This is a genomic window from Terribacillus sp. JSM ZJ617 (genome assembly GCF_044383785.1).
Taxonomy (GTDB): domain Bacteria; phylum Bacillota; class Bacilli; order Bacillales; family Amphibacillaceae; genus Terribacillus.
The window spans coordinates 222,306-242,911 of record NZ_JBISEQ010000004.1 but is presented as its reverse complement, the minus strand read 5'-3'; the positions used below and the strand labels follow the sequence as shown (position 1 = coordinate 242,911).

General features: G+C 43.6%; 20 protein-coding genes. 12 read left to right on the top strand and 8 right to left on the bottom strand.

Features of this window, described 5'->3' with window-relative positions; genetic code table 11:
• The first annotated feature begins 8 nt into the window (after positions 1–8).
• Both ACH6C1_RS14765 and ACH6C1_RS14760 read left to right on the top strand, forming a co-directional pair.
• Positions 9–1,463 carry a DHA2 family efflux MFS transporter permease subunit gene (locus ACH6C1_RS14765; RefSeq protein WP_374078312.1) on the top strand — a complete coding sequence of 485 codons (1,455 nt, stop codon included), beginning with the start codon at positions 9–11 and terminating at the stop codon, positions 1,461–1,463.
• A gap of 88 nt (positions 1,464–1,551) precedes the next feature.
• Positions 1,552–2,376 (top strand): GNAT family N-acetyltransferase, encoded by an 825-nt coding sequence (locus ACH6C1_RS14760; protein ID WP_374078309.1) that lies wholly within the window; start codon positions 1,552–1,554, stop codon positions 2,374–2,376.
• Positions 2,377–2,403: 27 nt separating this feature from the next.
• Here ACH6C1_RS14760 and ACH6C1_RS14755 read toward each other — a convergent pair whose 3' ends face one another.
• The gene (locus ACH6C1_RS14755) at positions 2,404–3,687 is read right to left on the bottom strand and encodes an aspartate aminotransferase type Ic (RefSeq protein ID WP_374078306.1); all 1,284 of its coding nucleotides are present in this window, start codon (positions 3,685–3,687) and stop codon (positions 2,404–2,406) included.
• 117 nt (positions 3,688–3,804) lie between these two features.
• Between ACH6C1_RS14755 and ACH6C1_RS14750 the strand changes: the two genes are divergently transcribed.
• Both ACH6C1_RS14750 and psiE read left to right on the top strand, forming a co-directional pair.
• On the top strand, positions 3,805–4,932 hold the full coding sequence (locus tag ACH6C1_RS14750; RefSeq protein ID WP_374078303.1) for an alpha-hydroxy acid oxidase: 1,128 nt from the start codon (positions 3,805–3,807) through the stop codon (positions 4,930–4,932).
• Positions 4,933–4,959: 27 nt separating this feature from the next.
• Positions 4,960–5,397: a phosphate-starvation-inducible protein PsiE gene (psiE, locus tag ACH6C1_RS14745; protein WP_095224462.1), complete on the top strand. Its 438-nt coding sequence runs from the start codon at positions 4,960–4,962 to the stop codon at positions 5,395–5,397.
• 19 nt (positions 5,398–5,416) lie between these two features.
• On the opposite strand, the gene ACH6C1_RS14740 is transcribed toward psiE, so the two are convergent.
• Positions 5,417–5,965 (bottom strand): hypothetical protein, encoded by a 549-nt coding sequence (locus ACH6C1_RS14740; protein ID WP_374078300.1) that lies wholly within the window; start codon positions 5,963–5,965, stop codon positions 5,417–5,419.
• Positions 5,966–6,078: 113 nt separating this feature from the next.
• Between ACH6C1_RS14740 and ACH6C1_RS14735 the strand changes: the two genes are divergently transcribed.
• Both ACH6C1_RS14735 and ACH6C1_RS14730 read left to right on the top strand, forming a co-directional pair.
• A complete protein-coding gene (locus ACH6C1_RS14735) occupies positions 6,079–6,681 on the top strand; it encodes a TetR/AcrR family transcriptional regulator (protein WP_374078298.1) in 603 nt (200 codons plus the stop codon).
• Between the two features lie 268 nt (positions 6,682–6,949).
• Positions 6,950–8,395, top strand: a complete 1,446-nt coding sequence (locus ACH6C1_RS14730) for an NADP-dependent glyceraldehyde-3-phosphate dehydrogenase (protein WP_374078296.1) — start codon at positions 6,950–6,952, stop codon at positions 8,393–8,395.
• 45 nt (positions 8,396–8,440) lie between these two features.
• Here the strand turns inward: ACH6C1_RS14730 and ystJ are convergent, their stop codons facing one another.
• On the bottom strand, positions 8,441–9,679 hold the full coding sequence (gene ystJ, locus ACH6C1_RS14725) for an NADP-dependent malic enzyme (RefSeq protein ID WP_374078294.1): 1,239 nt from the start codon (positions 9,677–9,679) through the stop codon (positions 8,441–8,443).
• A gap of 334 nt (positions 9,680–10,013) precedes the next feature.
• Here ystJ and licT point away from each other — a divergent pair, with 334 nt between their 5' ends.
• The 3 genes from licT (at position 10,014) to ACH6C1_RS14710 (ending at position 14,444) form a co-directional block, all read left to right on the top strand.
• Entirely contained in the window at positions 10,014–10,862 is an 849-nt protein-coding gene (gene licT, locus ACH6C1_RS14720; RefSeq protein ID WP_374078291.1) for a BglG family transcription antiterminator LicT, read from the top strand.
• 192 nt (positions 10,863–11,054) lie between these two features.
• Positions 11,055–12,971 carry a beta-glucoside-specific PTS transporter subunit IIABC gene (locus ACH6C1_RS14715; RefSeq protein WP_374078289.1) on the top strand — a complete coding sequence of 639 codons (1,917 nt, stop codon included), beginning with the start codon at positions 11,055–11,057 and terminating at the stop codon, positions 12,969–12,971.
• A gap of 42 nt (positions 12,972–13,013) precedes the next feature.
• On the top strand, positions 13,014–14,444 hold the full coding sequence (locus ACH6C1_RS14710) for a 6-phospho-beta-glucosidase (RefSeq protein ID WP_374078287.1): 1,431 nt from the start codon (positions 13,014–13,016) through the stop codon (positions 14,442–14,444).
• Positions 14,445–14,499: 55 nt separating this feature from the next.
• Here ACH6C1_RS14710 and ACH6C1_RS14705 read toward each other — a convergent pair whose 3' ends face one another.
• On the bottom strand, positions 14,500–15,243 hold the full coding sequence (locus ACH6C1_RS14705) for an SDR family oxidoreductase (RefSeq protein ID WP_095223859.1): 744 nt from the start codon (positions 15,241–15,243) through the stop codon (positions 14,500–14,502).
• A 103-nt stretch (positions 15,244–15,346) separates the two neighbouring features.
• Complete coding sequence (locus ACH6C1_RS14700; protein WP_374078284.1) at positions 15,347–15,904, bottom strand: PepSY domain-containing protein; 558 nt, start codon at positions 15,902–15,904, stop codon at positions 15,347–15,349.
• Between the two features lie 179 nt (positions 15,905–16,083).
• Here ACH6C1_RS14700 and ACH6C1_RS14695 point away from each other — a divergent pair, with 179 nt between their 5' ends.
• The 3 genes from ACH6C1_RS14695 to ACH6C1_RS14685 all read left to right on the top strand — a co-directional run bounded on the left by ACH6C1_RS14695 (position 16,084) and on the right by ACH6C1_RS14685 (position 18,884).
• On the top strand, positions 16,084–17,541 hold the full coding sequence (locus ACH6C1_RS14695; RefSeq protein WP_374078281.1) for an aldehyde dehydrogenase family protein: 1,458 nt from the start codon (positions 16,084–16,086) through the stop codon (positions 17,539–17,541).
• A 19-nt stretch (positions 17,542–17,560) separates the two neighbouring features.
• Positions 17,561–18,205, top strand: a complete 645-nt coding sequence (locus ACH6C1_RS14690) for an SDR family oxidoreductase (protein WP_374078279.1) — start codon at positions 17,561–17,563, stop codon at positions 18,203–18,205.
• 136 nt (positions 18,206–18,341) lie between these two features.
• On the top strand, positions 18,342–18,884 hold the full coding sequence (locus ACH6C1_RS14685; RefSeq protein ID WP_374078276.1) for a general stress protein: 543 nt from the start codon (positions 18,342–18,344) through the stop codon (positions 18,882–18,884).
• Between the two features lie 15 nt (positions 18,885–18,899).
• On the opposite strand, the gene ACH6C1_RS14680 is transcribed toward ACH6C1_RS14685, so the two are convergent.
• The 3 genes from ACH6C1_RS14680 to ACH6C1_RS14670 form a co-directional block, all read right to left on the bottom strand.
• Positions 18,900–19,103, bottom strand: coding sequence for a helix-turn-helix transcriptional regulator (locus ACH6C1_RS14680; protein WP_374078274.1), 204 nt, complete (start codon positions 19,101–19,103; stop codon positions 18,900–18,902).
• Positions 19,104–19,406, bottom strand: coding sequence for a hypothetical protein (locus tag ACH6C1_RS14675; protein ID WP_374078272.1), 303 nt, complete (start codon positions 19,404–19,406; stop codon positions 19,104–19,106).
• A gap of 208 nt (positions 19,407–19,614) precedes the next feature.
• Entirely contained in the window at positions 19,615–20,598 is a 984-nt protein-coding gene (locus tag ACH6C1_RS14670) for an LLM class flavin-dependent oxidoreductase (protein ID WP_374078269.1), read from the bottom strand.
• Positions 20,599–20,606: the final 8 nt, after the last annotated feature.

The following is a 20,606-nucleotide window of genomic DNA, read 5'->3' as shown; positions in this document are numbered from 1 at the left end:
CTTTGCAAATGGACAGTAATAATACAGCTACATCAGCTGTGAACAACAGTAATATCAAAGCTATGCCAATCATCATCTCATTTTTGATTGCTGGTTTTGTTGGTCTTTTCAGTGAGACAGCGCTGAATATTGCGCTGCAGAATATCATTAATGGATTTGGTATTTCAGCCTCCTCAGCTCAATGGCTGACTACAGGTTACCTTTTGACACTTGGTGTGCTTGTGCCGGTGTCCGGTTTAATCATGCAGTGGTTCACGACACGTCAGCTATTTTTGACATCTTTGGTGTTCTCAATCATCGGTACTATCATAGCTGCTGTTGCACCGTCATTCAGCGTGCTGTTAATTGCGCGTGTTGTGCAGGCAATAGGTACTGCTCTATTGCTTCCGTTAATGTTCAATACGATTCTTAACATCATCCCGCCGCATCGACGCGGTAAAGCGATGGGATTAATCGGTCTAGTTATTATGTTCGCACCTGCAGTAGGTCCGACGGTCTCAGGTCTGATCATCGATAAACTTACTTGGCATTGGATTTTCTGGTTCTCCTTGCCATTACTAGTAGTGGCACTTGTATTCGGTTCATTCTTCATGCAAAATGTTACACAATTGACAAAGCCTAAAATCGATATTCTATCTATTGTCTTATCGACTATCGGTTTTGGTGGTGTGGTTTACGGATTCAGCCATGCTGGTGAAGGCGGCGGTTGGGGCGATCCAATCGTTATCATTACCATTGCAGTCGGCGTTTTGAGCCTTATTTTATTTTCTGTTCGTCAGGTTAAGATGGAACAGCCGATGATGAACTTGAACGCATTCAAGTACCCGATGTTCGTTTTAGGCTTGGTGCTGATCTTAGTGAGCATGATGGTTATGCTTTCCTCTATGATCTTGCTGCCATTGTACCTGCAAACATCCCTAGCGCTTACTCCGCTTGTTGCCGGTCTTACAATGCTTCCTGGCGGTGTTATCAATGGTTTGCTTTCTCCAGTCATGGGAGGGCTATTTGATAAATTCGGACCGAGATTCCTTGTAACTCCTGGTCTTATCATTGTCACTTTGGTTATGTTCGGGTTCTCTACCATTTCCCTGGACACGTCCACTGGCTTCATCATTGGATTGCATATCGCTTTGATGATTGGTATCTCCATGATTATGATGCCGGCACAGACAAATGGCTTGAACCAGCTGCCTCCTAGTCTGTACCCAGATGGAACAGCTATCATGAACACATTACAGCAGGTTGCTGGTGCAATTGGTACTGCTGTAGCAATCTCTATTATGACTGCTGGACAGAAGAGCTTCATGGAAGATGCGGCCAATCCGCAAGATCCAGCAACAATGATTCAAGCATTCACAGAAGGTGTCCAAGGTTCATTTATCTTTGGTATCATTGTTGCTATTATTGGTGTGATCATCAGTTTCTTCATTCGACGAGTGAAAGTGGATCATCAAGCAAATTAATCAAAATCCTGCCGTATAAACGGCAGGATTTTTTTATGTGGAAAATTAAGGTATGATAAGTGAGTAAACAGAGATTGGGGGGATATGTTTGCTTACAATAGAACAATTAAAAGAAATAAAAAAACTTCAGCAAACTGTGGAGCAATATGACAGTATAGATCTGAAGCTGAATTGGGATATGCTCGAGAATAGAAGTGATGAGGATCAGACTGATTTCTTGTCATATGATTCGGGCCGCCTTGTCGGTTTTCTTGGCTTATATAGTTTCGGAAGCAAAATGGAAGTATGCGGTATGGTGCATCCAGATTACCGACGGAAAGGCATCTTCAGCAGACTATTTCATAACTGCCAGCCTGCCCTGGAAAAAGCTCGGAAAATCTTATTAAACGTTCCGGCGGATAGTCAATCAGGAAAACAATGGTTGGGCTCAATAGCTTGTACATATGAAGAATCAGAGTACATGATGAAATGGGAGGGGAACATACTTCCGGAATTGGATGAATCCATTCGTTTGCGACCTTCACGTGAAGAAGATATCGAAATGAAGATGAAATTGGATATCGTCTGTTTTGAGTTTAAGCCGGATGAAGCGAAAGTTTACAATGATAGATTGGAGAGGGATGGATTTCAACAGGAGTTTTTCATGATTGAGGCAGAAGATAAGATAGTCGGGAAGATTCGTATTCATCGTGAGAAAGAACGAAGTGAGATATATGGTTTTGCAATCCTTCCCGAATTCCAAGGAAAGGGATATGGGAGAAGGGCTTTGCAGGAAGCTGTGCGGATGGAGGCACAGCGGGGACAAACGGTTTATCTGGATGTCCAGCCAGAGAATGAAAAGGCGCTGTCTTTATATACGTCGACCGGATTCAAGAAAGAAAGCCAGCAGGATTATTATCTTTATTCCATATAAATAGGCCGCCTTAAAGGCGGCCTTACTTTATTTCTGTAATAAACGATTGATGCTTACCATCTCGACGCACAAGCATAGTACATCGATGGCTTTTTTCAGTTCTTCAGTTGGTGGTAGTGTTGGTGCAATACGGATGTTCCGGTCATATGGATCTTTACCGTAAGGGTAGGTTGCACCAGCACCAGTCAAGGTTACACCAGCTTTTTTGGCAAGCTCCACGACATCCTTCGCGCAGCCTTCCATCGTGTTCAAGCTGATGAAGTAGCCGCCGTTCGGATTCGTCCAATCGGCGATTCCTTTACCACCCAGTTTCTCCTCCAGGATTGTCAGGACGGTCTTGAATTTTGGCGCAATGATTGCGGCATGCTTTCTCATATGGGCAGCAAGGGTGTCTTTATCTTTTAAAAATGCTACGTGGCGCATTTGATTCAGCTTATCCGACCCAATGGATTGAACGGATAGATGCTTTTTATAGAAAGTAATATTCTTTTCGCTGGAAGCCAGAGCAGCAACACCAGATCCTGGGAAAGTTACTTTAGAAGTAGAAGTGAATTCCATGACACGGTCCGGATTCCCCGCAACCGCAACTGCCGTCATGATATTTTTAAGTTCATCTGGTTCTTCTGTAAGATGATGGACGATATAAGCATTGTCCCAGAAAATCCGGAAATCATCTGCAGCTGTTTTCATTCCAGCAAGACGATCAACCACAGCATCGGTGTATGTAAAACCATCCGGATTGCTGTATTTAGGTACACACCAGATTCCTTTGATTTGCGGATCAGCTGCGACGAGCTTTTCTACTTCATCCATGTCAGGACCTTCTGGTGTCATAGCAACAGGGATCATCTCGATTCCCAATGCTTCGCATATTGTGAAATGACGGTCATAGCCAGGGCTAGGGCAGAGAAATTTCACGTTATCCTGCTTGATCCATGGTGTCGCTTCTTCTGATACACCATGCAGCAAAAATTGAACGATGGAATCATGCATCAATGTCAGACTGCTGTTTCCTCCTACAATTACTTGCTTCGGTTCAACATCTAGGATGGAAGCAAAAAATGCCTTTGCTTCTGGAATACCGTCCAATACACCGTAATTCCGTGCATCTGTTCCATTTTCCGTTTTAACAGTGCTGCTAGACGTAATGATATCGAGCATCGGCTGGGAGAGATCAAGCTGCTCAGTGCATGGTTTCCCGCGCGACATATCCAGATGCAGCTGCTGACTGGCGATTGCCTCATATGCATCCTGCAGCGTATTGTATTTCTGTTGTAACGCTTCATTCGAAAGATCTTGATAATTAGCCATGGTTGCCGCCTCCGTTGCTTATTTTTCAATGATTATCTTAACACGAAAAGAGTGGAATTCCTAACGTGTTCGAATTATTCTATTAATATTACAAAGAAAGGAATGGGGGTTAAGTCAATGGGGAATGTTTTTACAAGAATTGGAGAAAAGATAAGTGATTATCCGTTATTTGCAGCGGAGTGGGAAGAGCGGGCTCGGGAAATTCTACCGGCTGGTCCTTTTGGATTTTTGCAAAGCGGGGCCGGAGATGAAGAGACGCTCGGGCAGAATAGAGAAGCATTCAGCGAGTACGACATCCTGCCGCGAGTACTGCGGGATGTCTCCAATGTAGATACTTCCATCCAGCTGTTCGGGCAGGCGCAAAGTATGCCTGTGATGCTGGCGCCGGTAGGTTTCCAAGGGATCTTCCATCCGGAGAAGGAGCTTGGCAGTGTGAAAGCTGCAGCAGCTGCCGGTATTCCGTTTGTTGCAAGTACGGTTACATCGGCTTCCTTGGAAGAGATTGCAGCGGCAGCACCGAAAGCAGTGAAATGGTTCCAATTGTATTGGTCTAGGAATCGTGCTTTAACTGCCAGTATGGCAAAACGGGCTGAAATAGCGGGCTATAAGGCAATTGTAGTGACGGTCGATACAGGTCTGCTTGGGTGGCGAAAACGAGATTACCGGAATGGCTATTCGCCGTTGAAGCTGTTAAAAGGAACAGCAAATTACATAAATGATCCTGTTTTTCAGGAATTGGTGCCACAGCTTACAGAGGAACATATAAGAGAGGCTATACTGGAGAATATCCATCACCCGAATCTTACATGGGATGATTTACTATTCTTGCGGGAACAGACAAACTTGCCGATTGTGGTGAAAGGCATCTTGCACCCAGCAGATGCCAAGCAGGCAATTGAATTAGGAATGGATGCTATCGTTGTGTCCAACCATGGGGGAAGGCAGCTTGATAGTGCCATTGCTTCTTTACGGGCACTGCCTGCAATCGCGGAAATAGTAAATGGAGCAGTGCCGATATTGATGGATGGCGGTGTGCGGAGCGGATCAGATGTATTTAAGGCAATTGCCTTGGGAGCGGATAGCGTCCTGATCGGCCGCCCTTATGTATACGGACTCGCTGCAGGTGGACAAGCTGGGGTGAGCCGTGTAATCGAGGATATGCGTACGGAGCTTCAATTGACCTATGCTCTGTCAGGTATATCATGCACGAAGGAAATTGATGCAGCTTATCTAGTAAAAAGATAGAGAAATAGGAATTTTAGAGGTGAAGTTATGCGGATAGAAACACATACAAAGAAAAAACGGACGAAGGCAACGATTGCAACCGTCCTGCAGTACGTATTGAATGTAGCCTTGATTCTTTTGGCTATCGCCATTTCCATATTGCTAGTGAAGGAATTGATTGATATTATCACCAATTCCTTATTCAATGAAGGCAATACTTCCCGACTGGAATTCTTAAATAAGATTCTCGTGTTTTTCCTTTATTTTGAGTTTATTGCCATGATTGTAAAGTATTTTCAAGAGGATTATCATTTCCCAATCCGGTATTTCCTTTATATCGGTATCACAGCATTGATTCGTTTGATCGTCGTCTACCATGACAGTGCGCTTAATACATTGTTTTTCTGTGGTGCGATTCTTTTGCTTGTTATTTGTTATTTCATCATGAATAGAGCGAATGAAAGATCAAAGAAAGAAGACTTCTAAAAGAGAGGAGCATGCTGCTTCAAGAGCTGGCATGCTTCTCTTTTTTCGGAAACAGGGTATAGCTGAAGCTGATGAGAAAATCTATACCAAGAATAATCGACCAGATTCTGAGGACACCCCTGAGTGCCTCTGTTCGCTCCGCGTCGTTGATCCAATAAATCACAGCAAGCAGGAGACCAGCGCCGATGATATATGCAAGCAAGTGCTGCAGCCAACCCTTCACTTCTTTCTTAGCATGTTCTTTGCCGTAAAGTTTTTTCGGTTTCTCACCTTGTTTTGTAATGTAATAGGCAAAGCGCTGATCGGCCCAGTGTATCATCGATTTTCCATATGCCAAGCTGACGCCGATATAGATGGCAGCAATGGCATGGGCAACAGTTGCTGTTGCACCGCGTGCAAGATCAAAGCCTGTAGCTAGTAACAATATCAAGTCAATCAGAGGGGTCGCGCCGAGCAGGATCATACCGAATTTTGGAAGCTTGAACACATAGCGGGCAATTAGTCCAGCAGCAATAAAAACCCAAAAACCGACTTCGCACAGAATGATTAAAACAATAATACTGTTCATTTTCCATCTCCTTTTTATAATACAGTTGTATTATTATGCTAACACGGGAATCTTTGTGATACAAGTGTATTAAATAAATTGATTTCATATATGATTTTTGCTAAAGTTAAGCTATGCCAAAAAAAATAGATCATGAAGCAAGAAAGCAAGATATAGCCAAAGCAACTTGGAAGGTCATCATGGATGGCGGGATGGAGGCAGCCTCTGTCCGGAACATTGCCAAAGAAGCAAATCTGTCACTAGGTGCTTTGCGTCATTATTTCACGACACAGGAAGAACTGCTTCAATATGCGATGGAGCTTGTGAAATCCCGTTGTGAAGCTCGGATCATGCAAGTGATTCAACAAGTATTGCAGCCAAAACAGCTTGTGACAAAGGTATTGTTGGAGCTTATCCCTATTGATAAGGAAACAATGGCCGAAATGCAAGTATGGTTTATGTTCACGCTGCATTTCAAATACAAGCAAGGGGATGCTTTCCGTCAGACAGATGGTATCCGGGAAACTGTGCTGCGTGTGTTGGTATTCCTTTCAGAAAGTGGATATATGAGAGAGGGGAGAGATCTGCAAAAGGAAACGGAAAAGTTATATGCGTTAATTGATGGACTGGCTTTCCACCGTTTCATTGATCCTGAGCATTTTTCCGGTGAATATGCCGCAGAACTCCTAACTGAATATGTAGATGATTTGTGCCGGGAAGAAAAGAGGAGTAATTGATACTCCTCTTTTTTTAGTTAAAAAAAGGTGCGAATTTAGCTAAAATTTATAGGTTAGCTTTTGCGGCTGGAGAGAATTGGATAACAAAAATGACATACTAATCTTATATGTTATATACTTAGAAACCTTGATATCATGGAAAAAATTTAATTATATTTTTTGAGCAAAATGATTCCATTATAAAAATGTTAGTAGTAGAATGAGTGTCAGAAACTTTTTTAAGTTTTTTAATTAAATAAACTAACTGCAACACGAGGAGGAAAAAGTAGTGGAGTCAACATTAACAGCACAACGTTATTATGTGAATGGCGAATGGAAAGAAAGCACCACCGGGAATGTAGTGGAAATCATGTCTCCGTACAAAGAGGGCGTCGTTGGAACTGTGCAGGCATTGTCTCAGGAAGAGGCGGCAGCAGCAATTCAATCAGCGAAGCAAGCACAAAAAGAATGGGCAAAGGTTTCCTTGCAGGAAAAAGCAGATTTGCTTTATAAATGGGCGGATGAACTGCTTGGAATGCAGGATGAACTTGCACAAACAATGATGCTTGAAGTCGGTAAGAGCCTGAAAGATGCCAAAAGTGAAGTGCAGCGGACATATGATTATATCCGTTATACTGCACAGGAAGCATTGCATACCAATGGCGAAAGCATGAGAGGCGATCGTTTCCCGGGTGGATCCAGTTCCAAGGTTGGTATTGTGGACAGAGTACCTTTAGGTGTCGTTCTGGCAATTGCGCCTTTCAACTATCCAGTAAACTTATCAGCATCCAAACTGGCTCCAGCACTTATTTCCGGTAATACGGTCATCTTCAAGCCTGCAACGCAAGGCTCTTTGAGCGGTATCAAGATGATGGAGGCATTCGACCGAGCTGGCTTCCCAGCAGGTGTTGTCAATATCGTCACTGGCCGCGGTTCTGTCATCGGTGACTTCCTTGTGGAGCATAAAGATATTAGCATGGTCTCCTTCACTGGAGGAACTAAAACAGGTGAGAACCTGGCGAAAGTAGCTGGCATGAAGCCAGTCGTTCTTGAGCTTGGTGGTAAGGATCCTGGTATCGTCCGCGAAGATGCGGATCTTGATAAAGCTGTGAAGAATATCATTAGCGGAGCATACTCCTATTCAGGTCAGCGTTGTACAGCTATCAAGCGCGTGCTTGTCCACGATAATGTGGCAAATGAGCTCGTTTCAAGACTGCAGGCCGAAGTAGAAAAATTGGCTGTCGGATCTCCGGAAGATGGCAATACAGTCGTACCATTGATCGACAGTAAATCTGCTGACGTTGTTCAAGTTTTGATCGATGACGCATTGGAAAAAGGCGCGACACTTGTTGCAGGTAACAAACGCGAAGGCAATCTGATTCATCCGACTTTGCTTGATCATGTAACGGAGGATATGGATGTTGCATGGGTAGAGCCATTCGGTCCGGTATTACCTGTTATCCGCGTTGGTTCCGATGAGGAAGCAATCGAAATTGCTAATAAATCCGAGTACGGTTTGCAGGCAAGCATCTTCACTCGTGATGTAGATAAAGCCTTCTATATTGCAAATGAATTGGAAACTGGTGCTGTCCAAATCAACGGACGCACAGAGCGTGGTCCAGACCACTTCCCATTCCTTGGTGTGAAAGGTTCTGGTATGGGAACGCAGGGTATTGCGAACAGCATTCTTTCCATGACAAGAGAGAAATTGACTGTATTGAATTTAGATAAATAATATAAAAAAGAGGAATCCCGTGGGATTCCTCTTTTTTGTGTGTTTTTAGTCTTCGTCGATGAGTGTAAGCTGACGCGTCTTCTCAGCTACTTCTTCTGGATCAACTGTAATGCGGTTGACGCCAGTATCCATCGCTGCTTTTGCTACTGCTTTCGCAACAGCTGGTGCAACACGCGGATCGAATGGAGCTGGGATAACGTAATCTTCATTTAGATCACTTTCGTCGATTAGCTCAGCAATCGCTTTGGCAGCTGCAATCTTCATTTCCTCATTAATTCCAGTCGCGCGAACATCCAGCGCACCACGGAAAATACCAGGGAAGGCAAGTACGTTGTTCACCTGGTTCGGGAAGTCAGAGCGGCCAGTACCGATAACGCGGGCACCTGCTTCTTTCGCATCAGCTGGCAGGATTTCCGGATCTGGGTTCGCCATTGCGAAAATGATTGGATCTTTTGCCATTGTGCGAACGTCGTCTTTGGACAATAGGTTTGCCAAAGATACACCGATGAACACGTCCGCATCCTTGATCGCATCAGACAGGCTGCCTTCCTGACGGTCACGGTTCGTGATTTTCGCTACACGGTCTTTCATCTTGTTCATGCCTTCTGGACGACCTTCGTAGATCATACCTTTGGAGTCACACATGATGACGTTGTTTACACCAAGGCTGTGCAGCAATTCGATGATTGCGATACCTGCAGCGCCAGCACCGTTAGCTACCACTTTGATGTTATCGAAGCTTTTGCCAACCAATTTCAATGCGTTCAGCAAACCAGCAACCGTAACGATTGCCGTACCGTGCTGGTCATCATGGAATACTGGAATGTCCGTTTCCGCTTTCAAGCGCTCTTCGATTTCGAAGCAGCGAGGAGCGGAGATGTCCTCTAGGTTCACGCCGCCGAATGTTGGTGCCATCAATTTCACAGTGCGAACGATTTCGTCCACGTCGTTTGTATCAAGCACGATCGGGAAGCTGTCAACACCTGCGAAGCTCTGGAATAGGACAGATTTCCCTTCCATTACCGGAAGAGAAGCTTCTGGACCGATGTTTCCAAGGCCAAGCACGGCAGAGCCGTCACTGACAACTGCAACCATGTTGCCTTTCATTGTGTATTCGTATACATCATCCTTGTTTTGATGGATTTCTTTACAAGGTTCAGCTACACCAGGGGAATAAGCAAGGCTCAAATCCGTTGCATTACGGACAGGGATTTTCGACTTCATCGTCAGTTTCCCTTTATTTTCGCGGTGTATTCTCAGTGCATCTTCTCGTAGATTACTCATCCTCTTACATCCCTTCTTTATATGTAAATATCTAATAGTAGATTTCTATACCAGCTTCGATTATACCTTTCTGCAGAGAAGGAAAGCGATTAATTGGCTTGTAATTCCCATTTTATAATTAAAATAACCGATAGTTAAACTAAAGAAAGTGAAATGCGGCCTCTTTTAGTCAGATTGACAGGGAATATCTGTTATGATATTTTCTATATAAAGCGTTTACAAGTGAACGAGGATTGTTACCGCATTGCGGGCAAAACCTGAATTTACACAAGCAGCCAGCTGCTATGTGTGAATTTGGGTTTTTTTCATTCTGTTAAGGAAGAGGGGGAAATCAATGAAGATAGAAAAGATCCTGAACAATAGTGTTGTGGTTACAAGGAATGATAAAAATCAGGAACTGGTCGTGATGGGAAAAGGCTTGGCATTCAAGAAGAAGATTGGAGATCCGATAGATGTATCTCAGATTGAGAAGAAATTCATCTTGGAAAAATCAGGTGTAGCCGATAAACTAGAGACACTTCTGCGGGATGTTTCTCCCTTTTATCTTTCTATTGCCGCTAAAATAGTAGAGTATGCTCGCGGTCATCTCCCGTACGACTTGGATGAATATCTTTATGTAGCATTGACTGATCATCTTAGTTTTGCGATCAGCAGAGAGAAACAGGGTATCACCCTGAAGAACCCGCTTGTTTGGGAAATACGAAAATATTATAAGCAAGAATATAAAATTGCGTGGAAAGCGCTGGACATCATCGAAGAGGATACAGGCTATCATTTAGGGGAAGATGAAGCTGCATCCATCGCATTGCATTTGGTCAATAGTCAGCTGACAGGCGAGCACATGCTGACGGCTGTACAAGTAACCGAAATAGTCAGCAACCTGCTGAATATAGTTACCTACTATTTGAAAGGGAATGTAGATGAGAACTCGGTCAATTATGAGAGATTCCTGACACACTTGCGTTTTTTTGCAGTACGTTTTCTGCGGGATGAGAGATTGCCTGAACTGGCTGAATCATTCCTTTATGATCAAGTGCGGCTGAAGTACAAGCATGCATTTCAATGTACAGAAAGAATGGATATTTACTTGAAGGAAAAGTTTGATTCTGGACTTACACAGGATGAACAATTGTATTTGACTGTCCATATACATCGCCTTACAGAACAGTCGCAGAAAAAATAAAAGTAAATAAATTGTAAATGTAAGCGTTGACATTTTGGGATTAAGGTGTTAAATTTTACTTATCAGCTGAATATCCTTCGAAGGAATGTTACCTTAATAGGGCATAACCTGATTAGCTTGGCTGCACGATTTCGTGCGCCGACCTGATCAGGTTTTTTATTTGCCAAATTCCAAATAAAAGGTGGGATTAAGATGAAGTATGAGCAACTGGCCAAAGATATCATCGAGCAAGTCGGAGGCCGCGAAAATGTTAACAGCGTTGTCCATTGTATTACTCGTTTACGCTTTAAGTTGAAGGATGAAAATAAAGCCGACACCGAAGCACTGAAGAACATGGACGATGTCGTTACCGTTCTGAAGAGCGGCGGACAATATCAAGTTGTCATCGGCAATCATGTGCCGGATGTATATAAAGCAGTAGCGCATGTTGGCGGGTTCACTGGTAACGAGCAAGCGTCTCAAGAGGAAGACAAGGATACAAATCCATTTAATAAGTTTATCGATATTATCTCTAGTATATTCACGCCCGTACTCGGTGTATTAGCTGCAACTGGTATGATCAAAGGTTTCAATGCAATGTTTCTTGCCTTTGGTTGGTTAAAAGCCGAATCTGGTACCTATCAGATCCTTAATGCTGTTGGCGATTCTTTGTTCTATTTCTTCCCTATTTTCTTAGGCTACACTGCAATGAAAAAGTTCGGCGGAAGTCATTTTATCGGGATGGCTATCGGGGCGGCGCTCGTTTATCCGACACTATCCGGTCTTACAACAGGCGATCCGCTGTATACGTTATTCAGTGGTACGCTGTTTGAATCACCAGTGCATATTACATTCTTGGGGATGCCAGTAATCTTGATGACTTATTCATCATCTGTTATTCCTATCATTCTGGCGACGTTCTTTGCAGCAAAAGTTGAAAGAGGCTTCGCAAAGATTGTACCTGATGTTATCAAGACCTTTGTTGTACCGTTCTTGACATTGTTAGTGGTTGTACCGTTGACATTCATGATTATCGGTCCGATTGCGACTTGGGCAGGTCAGCTTATCGGGCAAGCGACACTTAGCATCTATGACTTAAGCCCAATCATTGCTGGTTTGTTCCTAGGGGCCTTCTGGCAGATATTCGTTATTTTCGGTTTGCATTGGGGACTTGTACCAATCTCGATCAATAACTTGTCCGTCTACGGCGGAGACCCTGTGTTAGCACTCGTCTTTGCTGCTTCCTTTGCGCAAATCGGTGCAGTATTGGCTGTTTGGATCCGTATCAAGCAGAGAAAGCTTAAAACATTGAGCATACCAGCCTTTATCTCAGGAATATTTGGTGTGACAGAGCCGGCGATTTACGGTATTACATTGCCGCTGAAACGACCATTTATCATTAGTTGTATCGGTGGTGCTTTAGGTGGAGCTGTTCTAGGTATTTTCAAAACAACTGGCTACATGACGGGAGGATTGGGTATATTCCAGATCCCTACATTCATTGGACCAAATGGTTTTGATATGGGATTCTGGGGTTCATTCGTTTCAATTGGTGTAGCGTTTGGGGCTGCATTTGTACTGACAATGCTATTCGGATTCACCAAGGAAAACAACAAACCAGACACAGTACAAGAGCCAACAACACCGATTCAAAAAGAAGAAAAGCTCGCTATTGGTAATGATGTGATTGCCAGTCCATTCCAAGGTTCTATCGTTTCTTTATCTGAAATCAAGGATGAGGCGTTTGCGACAGGTGCACTCGGCAAGGGTGTGGCAATCATTCCATCAGAAGGGAAGCTATATGCTCCTGCTTATGGAGTTGTGTCGGTATTGTTCCCAACGAAACATGCAATTGGCATCACAACAGATAGCGGGGCCGAAATCCTGATTCATATCGGAATGGATACGGTTCAGTTGGACGGCAAATTCTTTGAAGCTCAAGTGAAGCAAGGAGATCGTGTGGAAAAAGGCCAGCTGCTAATAGAATTTGACTTGGAAAGTATCCAGAATGCCGGTTTCGATATTACGACACCAGTTGTGGTGACGGATGTAAGGGGTTACAATTTGGTTGCGGCAACAGAGGAGAAGCAAGTGAAATGGGGAGAGCCGCTCCTTACCTTGAATATTTAAATGCTTGATTAGTAGATATAAAGAGAGAGGGGAGCTGAGGATATGAGTATATTTCCTGAAGGTTTTTTATGGGGTGGCGCCGTAGCTGCCAATCAAGTAGAAGGTGCTTATCGTGAAGGCGGTAAAGGGTTGACGACAGTCGATTTGCTGCCGATAGGAGCAGATAGATTTTCAATCATGCAAGGTAATATTGAAACACTGGAACCAGTTGTTGGTGCGTACTATCCTTCGCATGAAGCAATTGATTTCTATCATAGCTACAAAGAGGATATCGCATTGTTTGCGGAGATGGGGTTCAAGGCGTTACGGGTTTCGATTGCCTGGGCACGCATCTTCCCGCAGGGGGATGAAGAACAGCCAAATGAAGAAGGGCTGCAGTTCTATGATAATCTGTTTGATGAGTTACGGAAGCATAAGATCGAGCCAGTTGTAACGATGGCGCATTTTGATGTTCCAGTCCATCTTGTACAGAAATACGGAAGCTGGCGGAACCGGGCGCTCGTATCTTTCTTTGAAAACTACGCTAAAACTATCTTTACAAGATATAAAGGTAAAGTAAAGTACTGGATGACTTTCAATGAAATTAATATGCTTCTGCATCTGCCGTTTGTAGGAGCAGGTCTTGTCTTTCGGGAAGGTGATGACAGAAAGCAAATTCAATATCAGGCAGCTCACCATCAGTTGGTTGCCAGCGCGTTAGCGGTGAAGCTCTGCCATGAAATCATACCTGGAGCAAGAATCGGCTGTATGCTGGCGGCGGGTACAACTTACCCGTACTCGGCAAATCCTGCTGATTATCTGGATGCAATGGATCGAGACAGAGATTCCTTCTTCTTTATTGATGTTCAGGCTCGCGGGGCTTACCCGGGCTATGCGAAGCGCTTTTTCAAGGACAATAACATCCATATTCAGATGGAACCAGAAGATGAAGCTATCCTCCGTCATACTGTCGACTATATCGGGTTCAGTTATTATGCCAGCCGCACGACTAGTACGGATCCGGAAGTACTCGGCAAAACGACAGCAGGAAATGTATTCGGTTCTGTGGAAAATCCATATTTGCCGAAATCGGAGTGGGGATGGACAATAGACCCTACAGGTTTCCGAATTACTGCGAATCAGCTTTATGATCGATATCAGAAACCGTTGTTTGTCGTAGAGAATGGACTGGGTGCGGTTGATACAGTCAATGAAGAAGGTCAAGTAGAGGACTCGTATCGTATTGACTATCTGCAAAAACACCTGGAACAAATGGGTGAAGCAATTGAAGATGGCGTCGAAATCCTTGGTTATACCAGCTGGGGACCGATCGATCTTGTCAGCGCCAGTACAGGGGAAATGAAAAAGCGATATGGCTATATCTATGTTGATAAGGACAACGATGGGAATGGCTCTCTTAAACGGATAAAAAAGAAAAGCTTCTATTGGTATAAGAAGGTCATTGAAACGAATGGCGGTAAATTGAGCGATTAATAGAACAGCACCTCCCGGATCAGCCGGAGAGGTGCTGTTCCATTGTAGGAAAAACTCAGCCTTTCTGTTTCGTCGGACGAATCAGCAGTTCATTGACTGCGACATCATCCGGCTCGCTCAAAGCATAACGGACTGCTCGTGCAATGCTGTCAGGTGTAACAGCTGCTCCTAATGTCTCGCCCATGCTTTCGCGGATTTCATCATCTGTGATACTATCCGGGAGTTCTGTTTTAATGGCTCCTGGAGAAATGATTGTTGTGCGGATATTGTTTTCTGCTTCTTCCTGGCGCAAGCCTTCCGTGATGGCACGCACAGCGAATTTCGTTCCGGAATAAACAGCAGTTCCCGGACCGGATTTATGCCCCGCAACAGAGGATGTATTGATGATATGGCCTTGCTTGCGCTCACGCATATGCGGCAGTACAGCAGCAATGCCATACAATACACCTTTGATGTTAACGTCTACCATCGTATCCCATTCAGAGATTTGCTTTTTATGCAGGTAGGATAGCGGCATTAGACCGGCATTGTTGAAGATGGCATCAATCTTGCCGTACGTTTCCAAAGCCAGCTGTGCCAGCTGTTCAACCTCTTCCTGTTTTGTTACGTCTGTGACTTGATAGATAGCTTCTCCGCCATCCTGCTTGATGGAATCTGCCAGCTCTTGCAAACGCTCTTCGCGTCGAGCAGCAAGGACAACCTTAGCACCATGCTGCGCCAATTCTTTAGCTGTTGCCTCTCCAATACCGCTTGATGCACCTGTAATAATGACAACTTTATCTTGAATATTTTCGCTCATGATTCGATTGCTCCTTCCGGATGTCTGGTTCTCCTAACTAATAACCCGTTTGGAAAATCTGAAACATAAAAAAAGAGCCTCCTATAGGAGACTCGTGTCATTCTTAGTCATCATCACCATCATCATCTTGCTCGTCATCGATGGTTTCTTTTTCTGTATACGTCACTTCGCCGGATTCTGCATCAACAGTCACTTCGATTTCATCCTTATCGGTACGAAGCTCCACATCATATTCCAGTCTGCCGTCATCTTCATCAAGGGAGATATCTGTAAGTACAGCATCTTTTTCCTGTGCGAGAGCTGTTTCAGCTGCCGTTTTGATGTCTACTTTTGGCTGTGGTGTTTGGTTATCATCGTCATCGTCATTATCTTTTCGTGATTCAACAGTTCCGTCATCGGCATTCACGCGTACATCGTATTCAGCTTTATCGTCATTTATATCCACCTCGTAATATGCCTGACCGCTGCGTGTAGTATCAAGTTCGACACTAGTCACTGTTCCTGCTTGTTCTTTGCTTGCATTGTCAATGGCTTGATTCAAATTCACTTTTGTATCAGCAGGTACTTTATCGTCGTCCGCACTTACATGCTGGAAACCTAGGCCTAATCCAGCTGCCAATGTAATCGCCAAACCGCTTGCTATTAAATTCTTTCTTTTCATATTATCCATCTCCTTGTTCGTTGTTATGGTACTACTATATCCAACGCATCTTAGAACAACATGAAGTGAAAATTAGAAAACGCTGAGAAAAGAAGGAGACATTTCACAGATGACTTGTTTAATCTCATTCAAAGGGGGAATTGTCTCTAAGTCGAGACAAATCGTAAGGAGGCGTTATCTTGCAAAAGCAGTTCGATTTACTTTATATAAATGGAGAATGGCGAAAAGGGAATAGCGAAGAAACGTTTGAGAATATCAATCCATATACAGGAGAGACATTGCTTACGATCCAAGGAGCGAACGAAGAGGATGTGGATGAAGCTTATCAAGCAGCAGCACGAGCACAGAAGGAATGGGCTGAGCAACCACCGCAAGTGAAGCGGGAACTGATTGAGAAAGCTATCCAGGTTATTGAACGGGAAAAAGAGCTATTCATCGAATGGCTGATCAAGGAAGCAGGAAGTACGTACCGAAAAGCTGTCGGGGAAATAACAACCGCGGTTAATTTTATGAAAGAAGCTGCTTCATATCCGAACCGGATGAAGGGGGAAGTATTTCTTTCCCATGTTCCAGGCAAGGTGAATAAAGTCTATCAGGAACCGTTAGGAGTAATCGGTGTTATTAGTCCGTGGAACTTTCCGCTTCATTTGACAATGCGTTCTGTGGCAGCTGCACTGGCTACAGGTAACGGGGTCGTTATCAAACCTTCCAAGGATACAACCGTGACAGCAGGCTCACTTGTAGCTGCTCTGTTCGAAGAAGCTGGAGCACCGAAAGGACTGATCAACCTTGTCAGCGGTAAGAGCTCCGAGATTGGCGATGCTTTTGTGAAGCATCCGATTCCGCGTATGATTTCCTTTACAGGATCCACCGGAGTCGGTAAACACATCGCATCTCTTGCTGCTGGCGAACTGAAAAGTACAGCATTGGAGCTTGGCGGCAACAACGTGCTTATCGTGATGGAAGATGCCAATATCGATGCGGCAGTGGAATCTGCTGTCTACGGTAAATTCTATCATCAAGGACAGGTTTGTATCGCGCTTAACCGCATACTTGTTCAGGCATCTGTAGCAGAGGAATTCACGAGCGAGTTCGTTGATAAAGTCAAAGAATTGCGTTACGGTGACCCTACAGATAAAAACACACAAGTAGGTCCTATTATAAATGAGCAGCAAGTGGACAGCATAAAAGAGCAGCTGCAGCGCGCGATCGACGCTGGTGCAAATGTTCTTACAGGTGGCAGTTTCCATGGCAATGTGTTAGAGCCTACAGTCGTCAATCAAGTAGACAACCAGTCATCGCTCGCAGCCGAAGAGATATTCGGACCAATCGCACCAATCATTACGTTCGAAACGGAAGACGAAGCAGTGGAGATGGCTAATGAACATCCATATGGTCTTTCCGGTGCAGTGCATTCTACAGTCGGACACGGGGAATTGATTGCAAAACGAATTGAAACAGGCATGATTCATGTCAACGATCAGAGCATCAATGACGAACCACAAGCACCATTTGGCGGTGTGAAGCAATCCGGTCTTGGCCGATTCAACGGCAAGTGGGCGTTGGAGGAATTCACGGAAACGAAATGGATCGGTGTCCAAAATGAACGCACGGATTACGATAGCTTTTTGAATTAAACAGAAATGAGGGATCAACATGAGCAAAGTATTCATTATTGGAGCAAACGGAAAAGTAGGAAAAAACTTAGTCAACGTTCTGAACGAGAAGAATGAGCATGACGTATCCGTCGGTTTGCGGAAGGAAGAGCAATTTCGGTATTTCGAGGAGAAGGGTGTAAAACCGGTCTACTTGAACTTGGAGGATAATGTAGACGCGATCACAGACGCTATCCAAGGATCGGATGTTGTCGTATTCACAGCAGGTTCCGGCGGAAGCACTGGAGCTGATAAGACGTTAGCGATCGATTTAGACGGAGCTGCTAAATCAGTGAAAGCTGCTGAAAAAGCAGGGGCGAAGCAGTTCATCATGGTGAGTGCCATTCACGCTGATTCTCCGGAAGAGTGGAGCGAAAGCATGAAGCCGTATTACATCGCGAAGCATTATGCGGATCAAATCGTTCAAGGCAGCGAGCTGAACTATACAATTCTGCGTCCAGGTGGATTATCTGATGATGCAGGAACTGGCAAAGTTACAACAGACCCATCCGAATTCAAAACAACGCAGATTCCGCGAGAAGATGTGGCGCGTGCAATTGTCGCAGCAATCGGTAATGAGAAAGCAAAAAGAAAGATTGTATCCCTGCTTGCTGGAGAAACGCCAGTTGAAGAAGTTTATAATTAAAACCTAAAGGAAGACCGCTAAATTAGCGGTCTTTTTTTATTGAGCAATATGAAGAAAGACGAATCTTTTTCTGTTTCCTAAAAGTACACTTACTTAGGTATAGATTTAGAGAGCATTATTCTAAGGAGGTTTACAGGTGAAAAGACATATAGAAAACAGATTGAAATATCTTTACTCTGGCGAATTAATAGCCGTAATTTCTTTTGTGATTCTCAGCTTGTTTATAAATCATAACTATCCAGATTTGAAGCTCTATTCCCTTTTTTCATTTTGGACAGCATTTCTTCTTTTGGAGTTCCTATTATTGCAAGGCACGATGTATTGGTATATCAAACTTAAAAGATTCAGGAATGAGAAGACATTTATCACTCCCACATATGTAGTAAACAAACTAATAAAACTCAGGAAAGTAAATGTGCTGCTAATTGGCATTCCGCTTCTTGCATTTATCTATGATTTCCTTCGCTTGCATTCCCCGTTTCCTATAGGCGGACTTTTTATAGCGTTATTTATATATGTCTTCGCTATATTGGAGTACATAAACTACTTCTATATACAGTTATCGTATGACAATATTTCTGACCTTAGATACTTAAAGCAGCGTAAAGTGCTGAAGCAAGCCAGCATACAGAGGGACATCAAACGATTATTACATAACAAAGAAAAAAAGAACCTCTAAAATGAGGTCGATGTATTACTTTTTGATGGGATCACTGATGAAGAGTTTATCAACTGTGGTATCCAATATAAAGGCTATATCAAACGCTAATTGTAACGTAGGATCGTATTTATCATTTTCAATGGCATTTATTGTTTGTCTGGAAACTCTACAGAGTTTAGCCAGTTCTTCTTGGGATAACTTAGCTGATTTTCGTAATTCCTTAATGTTGTTTTTCATTTAATCACCATATTTTTTCCTGTAAATTAGCAATGTTACCAGATATATAATTGAGATCACTGTCAGAAACATTATCGGTGAAATCCAATTACCATTATAAGAAGTATTCCCCTGAATAGTTAGATAAACTGACTGGGCAACATCTAAGATTAGCATACCCATAACTACGATAAACGCATATGATTGAGCTTTCGACTTGATAAACTTCCTTCTTTCATCACCTTTTTGAGAAGATGCTGCAACGAAAATCAAAATTCCGCAAGCTAACAATATGACTGAATACACAATTTTAACCCAATCCATTTTCAATTCACCCCTCATCTGAAATGTAAAAAGTATTTGACAATAATCATTGTATGTATTGGCTTTGGAAATGTCAAATCATTTTTACATTTATAAATATAATTTGAAGGCAAAGTCTTCAAGTTATATTTTCCAGAAAGATGCAAATGGAAAAGGATCCCGCATATTAGATATATCTAATATGCGGGATCCTTATAAAAACATTATTTTACTTCCAAAGCTCGGAAAGCAATGTATAGCTGTTTCTGCGTTTTTCCTGATCAAATATGTCGGCTGAAACGATGAGTTCATCAAACTGCGTTTTCGCATGGAATGCTTCCAACTCACTGGCTACTTTTTCTTTATCTCCGACGAAGGAGTAAGTCAGCGTATTTGTGACATGGAGCTTTTCATGCTCGTTCCAGATATGATCCATGCTCTCGACTGGAGCAGTGGAAGAACCTGAGCGGCCGCGGATGATGCTTAGGAATTTAAGCTTCAATGTTGTGGAAAGGAATTCCGCTTCTTCATTTGTATCCGCAACGATCCCGTTCACTGTAACCATTGCATATGGTTTGTCCAGGTAAGCAGATGGCTGGAATCGTTCGCGGTATAACCGCAGTGCATTGTGCAGCTCTCCTGGTGCGAAATGGCTGGCGAATGCAAATGGCAAACCGAGCATCGCAGCAAGCTGTGCGCTGAATGTGCTGGAACCTAATAAATAAACCGGTACATGCGTTCCATGACCTGGATGTGCTTTGATTGGCAAGTTTTCATCACCAAGATATTGCAGCAATTCCTGAACATCATCTGGGAATCTTTCCGCGGCTGTGTGAGCATCACGGCGCAAAGCACGGCTTGTCATATAGTCTGTACCAGGTGCACGACCTAAACCAAGATCGATGCGGTCTGGGTACATCGTTGCCAATGTCCCGAATTGCTCTGCTATAACTAGCGGTGAGTGGTTCGGCAGCATCACACCGCCGGAGCCGACGCGGATAGTGGAGCTATGTCCAGCAAGATAGCCGATCAATACAGAAGTTGCTGAGCTGGCGATGCTCGGCATATTGTGATGCTCGGCAACCCAGTAACGGTTATAGCCTAATTTTTCAGTGTGCTGAATCAGCTGTTTGCTGTTCTCGAAAGCTTCTTTGGGTGTTTTATTGTCTGGTACAGGTGATAAATCCAAAACCGATAAAGGTGTTCTGGTCATGATTCATA

Excerpts from the sequence above, each read along its gene's own strand:
- psiE (WP_095224462.1), top strand. The coding sequence starts at position 4,960 with ATGCGGATAGAAACACATACAAAGAAAAAACGGACGAAGGCAACGATT.
- licT (WP_374078291.1), top strand. The coding sequence starts at position 10,014 with ATGAAGATAGAAAAGATCCTGAACAATAGTGTTGTGGTTACAAGGAAT.
- ACH6C1_RS14705 (WP_095223859.1), bottom strand. The coding sequence starts at position 15,243 with ATGAGCGAAAATATTCAAGATAAAGTTGTCATTATTACAGGTGCATCA.
- ACH6C1_RS14765 (WP_374078312.1), top strand. The coding sequence starts at position 9 with ATGGACAGTAATAATACAGCTACATCAGCTGTGAACAACAGTAATATC.
- ACH6C1_RS14675 (WP_374078272.1), bottom strand. The coding sequence starts at position 19,406 with ATGGATTGGGTTAAAATTGTGTATTCAGTCATATTGTTAGCTTGCGGA.
- ACH6C1_RS14750 (WP_374078303.1), top strand. The coding sequence starts at position 3,805 with ATGGGGAATGTTTTTACAAGAATTGGAGAAAAGATAAGTGATTATCCG.
- ystJ (WP_374078294.1), bottom strand. The coding sequence starts at position 9,679 with ATGAGTAATCTACGAGAAGATGCACTGAGAATACACCGCGAAAATAAA.
- ACH6C1_RS14735 (WP_374078298.1), top strand. The coding sequence starts at position 6,079 with ATGCCAAAAAAAATAGATCATGAAGCAAGAAAGCAAGATATAGCCAAA.
- ACH6C1_RS14690 (WP_374078279.1), top strand. The coding sequence starts at position 17,561 with ATGAGCAAAGTATTCATTATTGGAGCAAACGGAAAAGTAGGAAAAAAC.
- ACH6C1_RS14680 (WP_374078274.1), bottom strand. The coding sequence starts at position 19,103 with ATGAAAAACAACATTAAGGAATTACGAAAATCAGCTAAGTTATCCCAA.
- ACH6C1_RS14715 (WP_374078289.1), top strand. The coding sequence starts at position 11,055 with ATGAAGTATGAGCAACTGGCCAAAGATATCATCGAGCAAGTCGGAGGC.
- ACH6C1_RS14710 (WP_374078287.1), top strand. The coding sequence starts at position 13,014 with ATGAGTATATTTCCTGAAGGTTTTTTATGGGGTGGCGCCGTAGCTGCC.
- ACH6C1_RS14755 (WP_374078306.1), bottom strand. The coding sequence starts at position 3,687 with ATGGCTAATTATCAAGATCTTTCGAATGAAGCGTTACAACAGAAATAC.
- ACH6C1_RS14670 (WP_374078269.1), bottom strand. The coding sequence starts at position 20,598 with ATGACCAGAACACCTTTATCGGTTTTGGATTTATCACCTGTACCAGAC.
- ACH6C1_RS14700 (WP_374078284.1), bottom strand. The coding sequence starts at position 15,904 with ATGAAAAGAAAGAATTTAATAGCAAGCGGTTTGGCGATTACATTGGCA.
- ACH6C1_RS14740 (WP_374078300.1), bottom strand. The coding sequence starts at position 5,965 with ATGAACAGTATTATTGTTTTAATCATTCTGTGCGAAGTCGGTTTTTGG.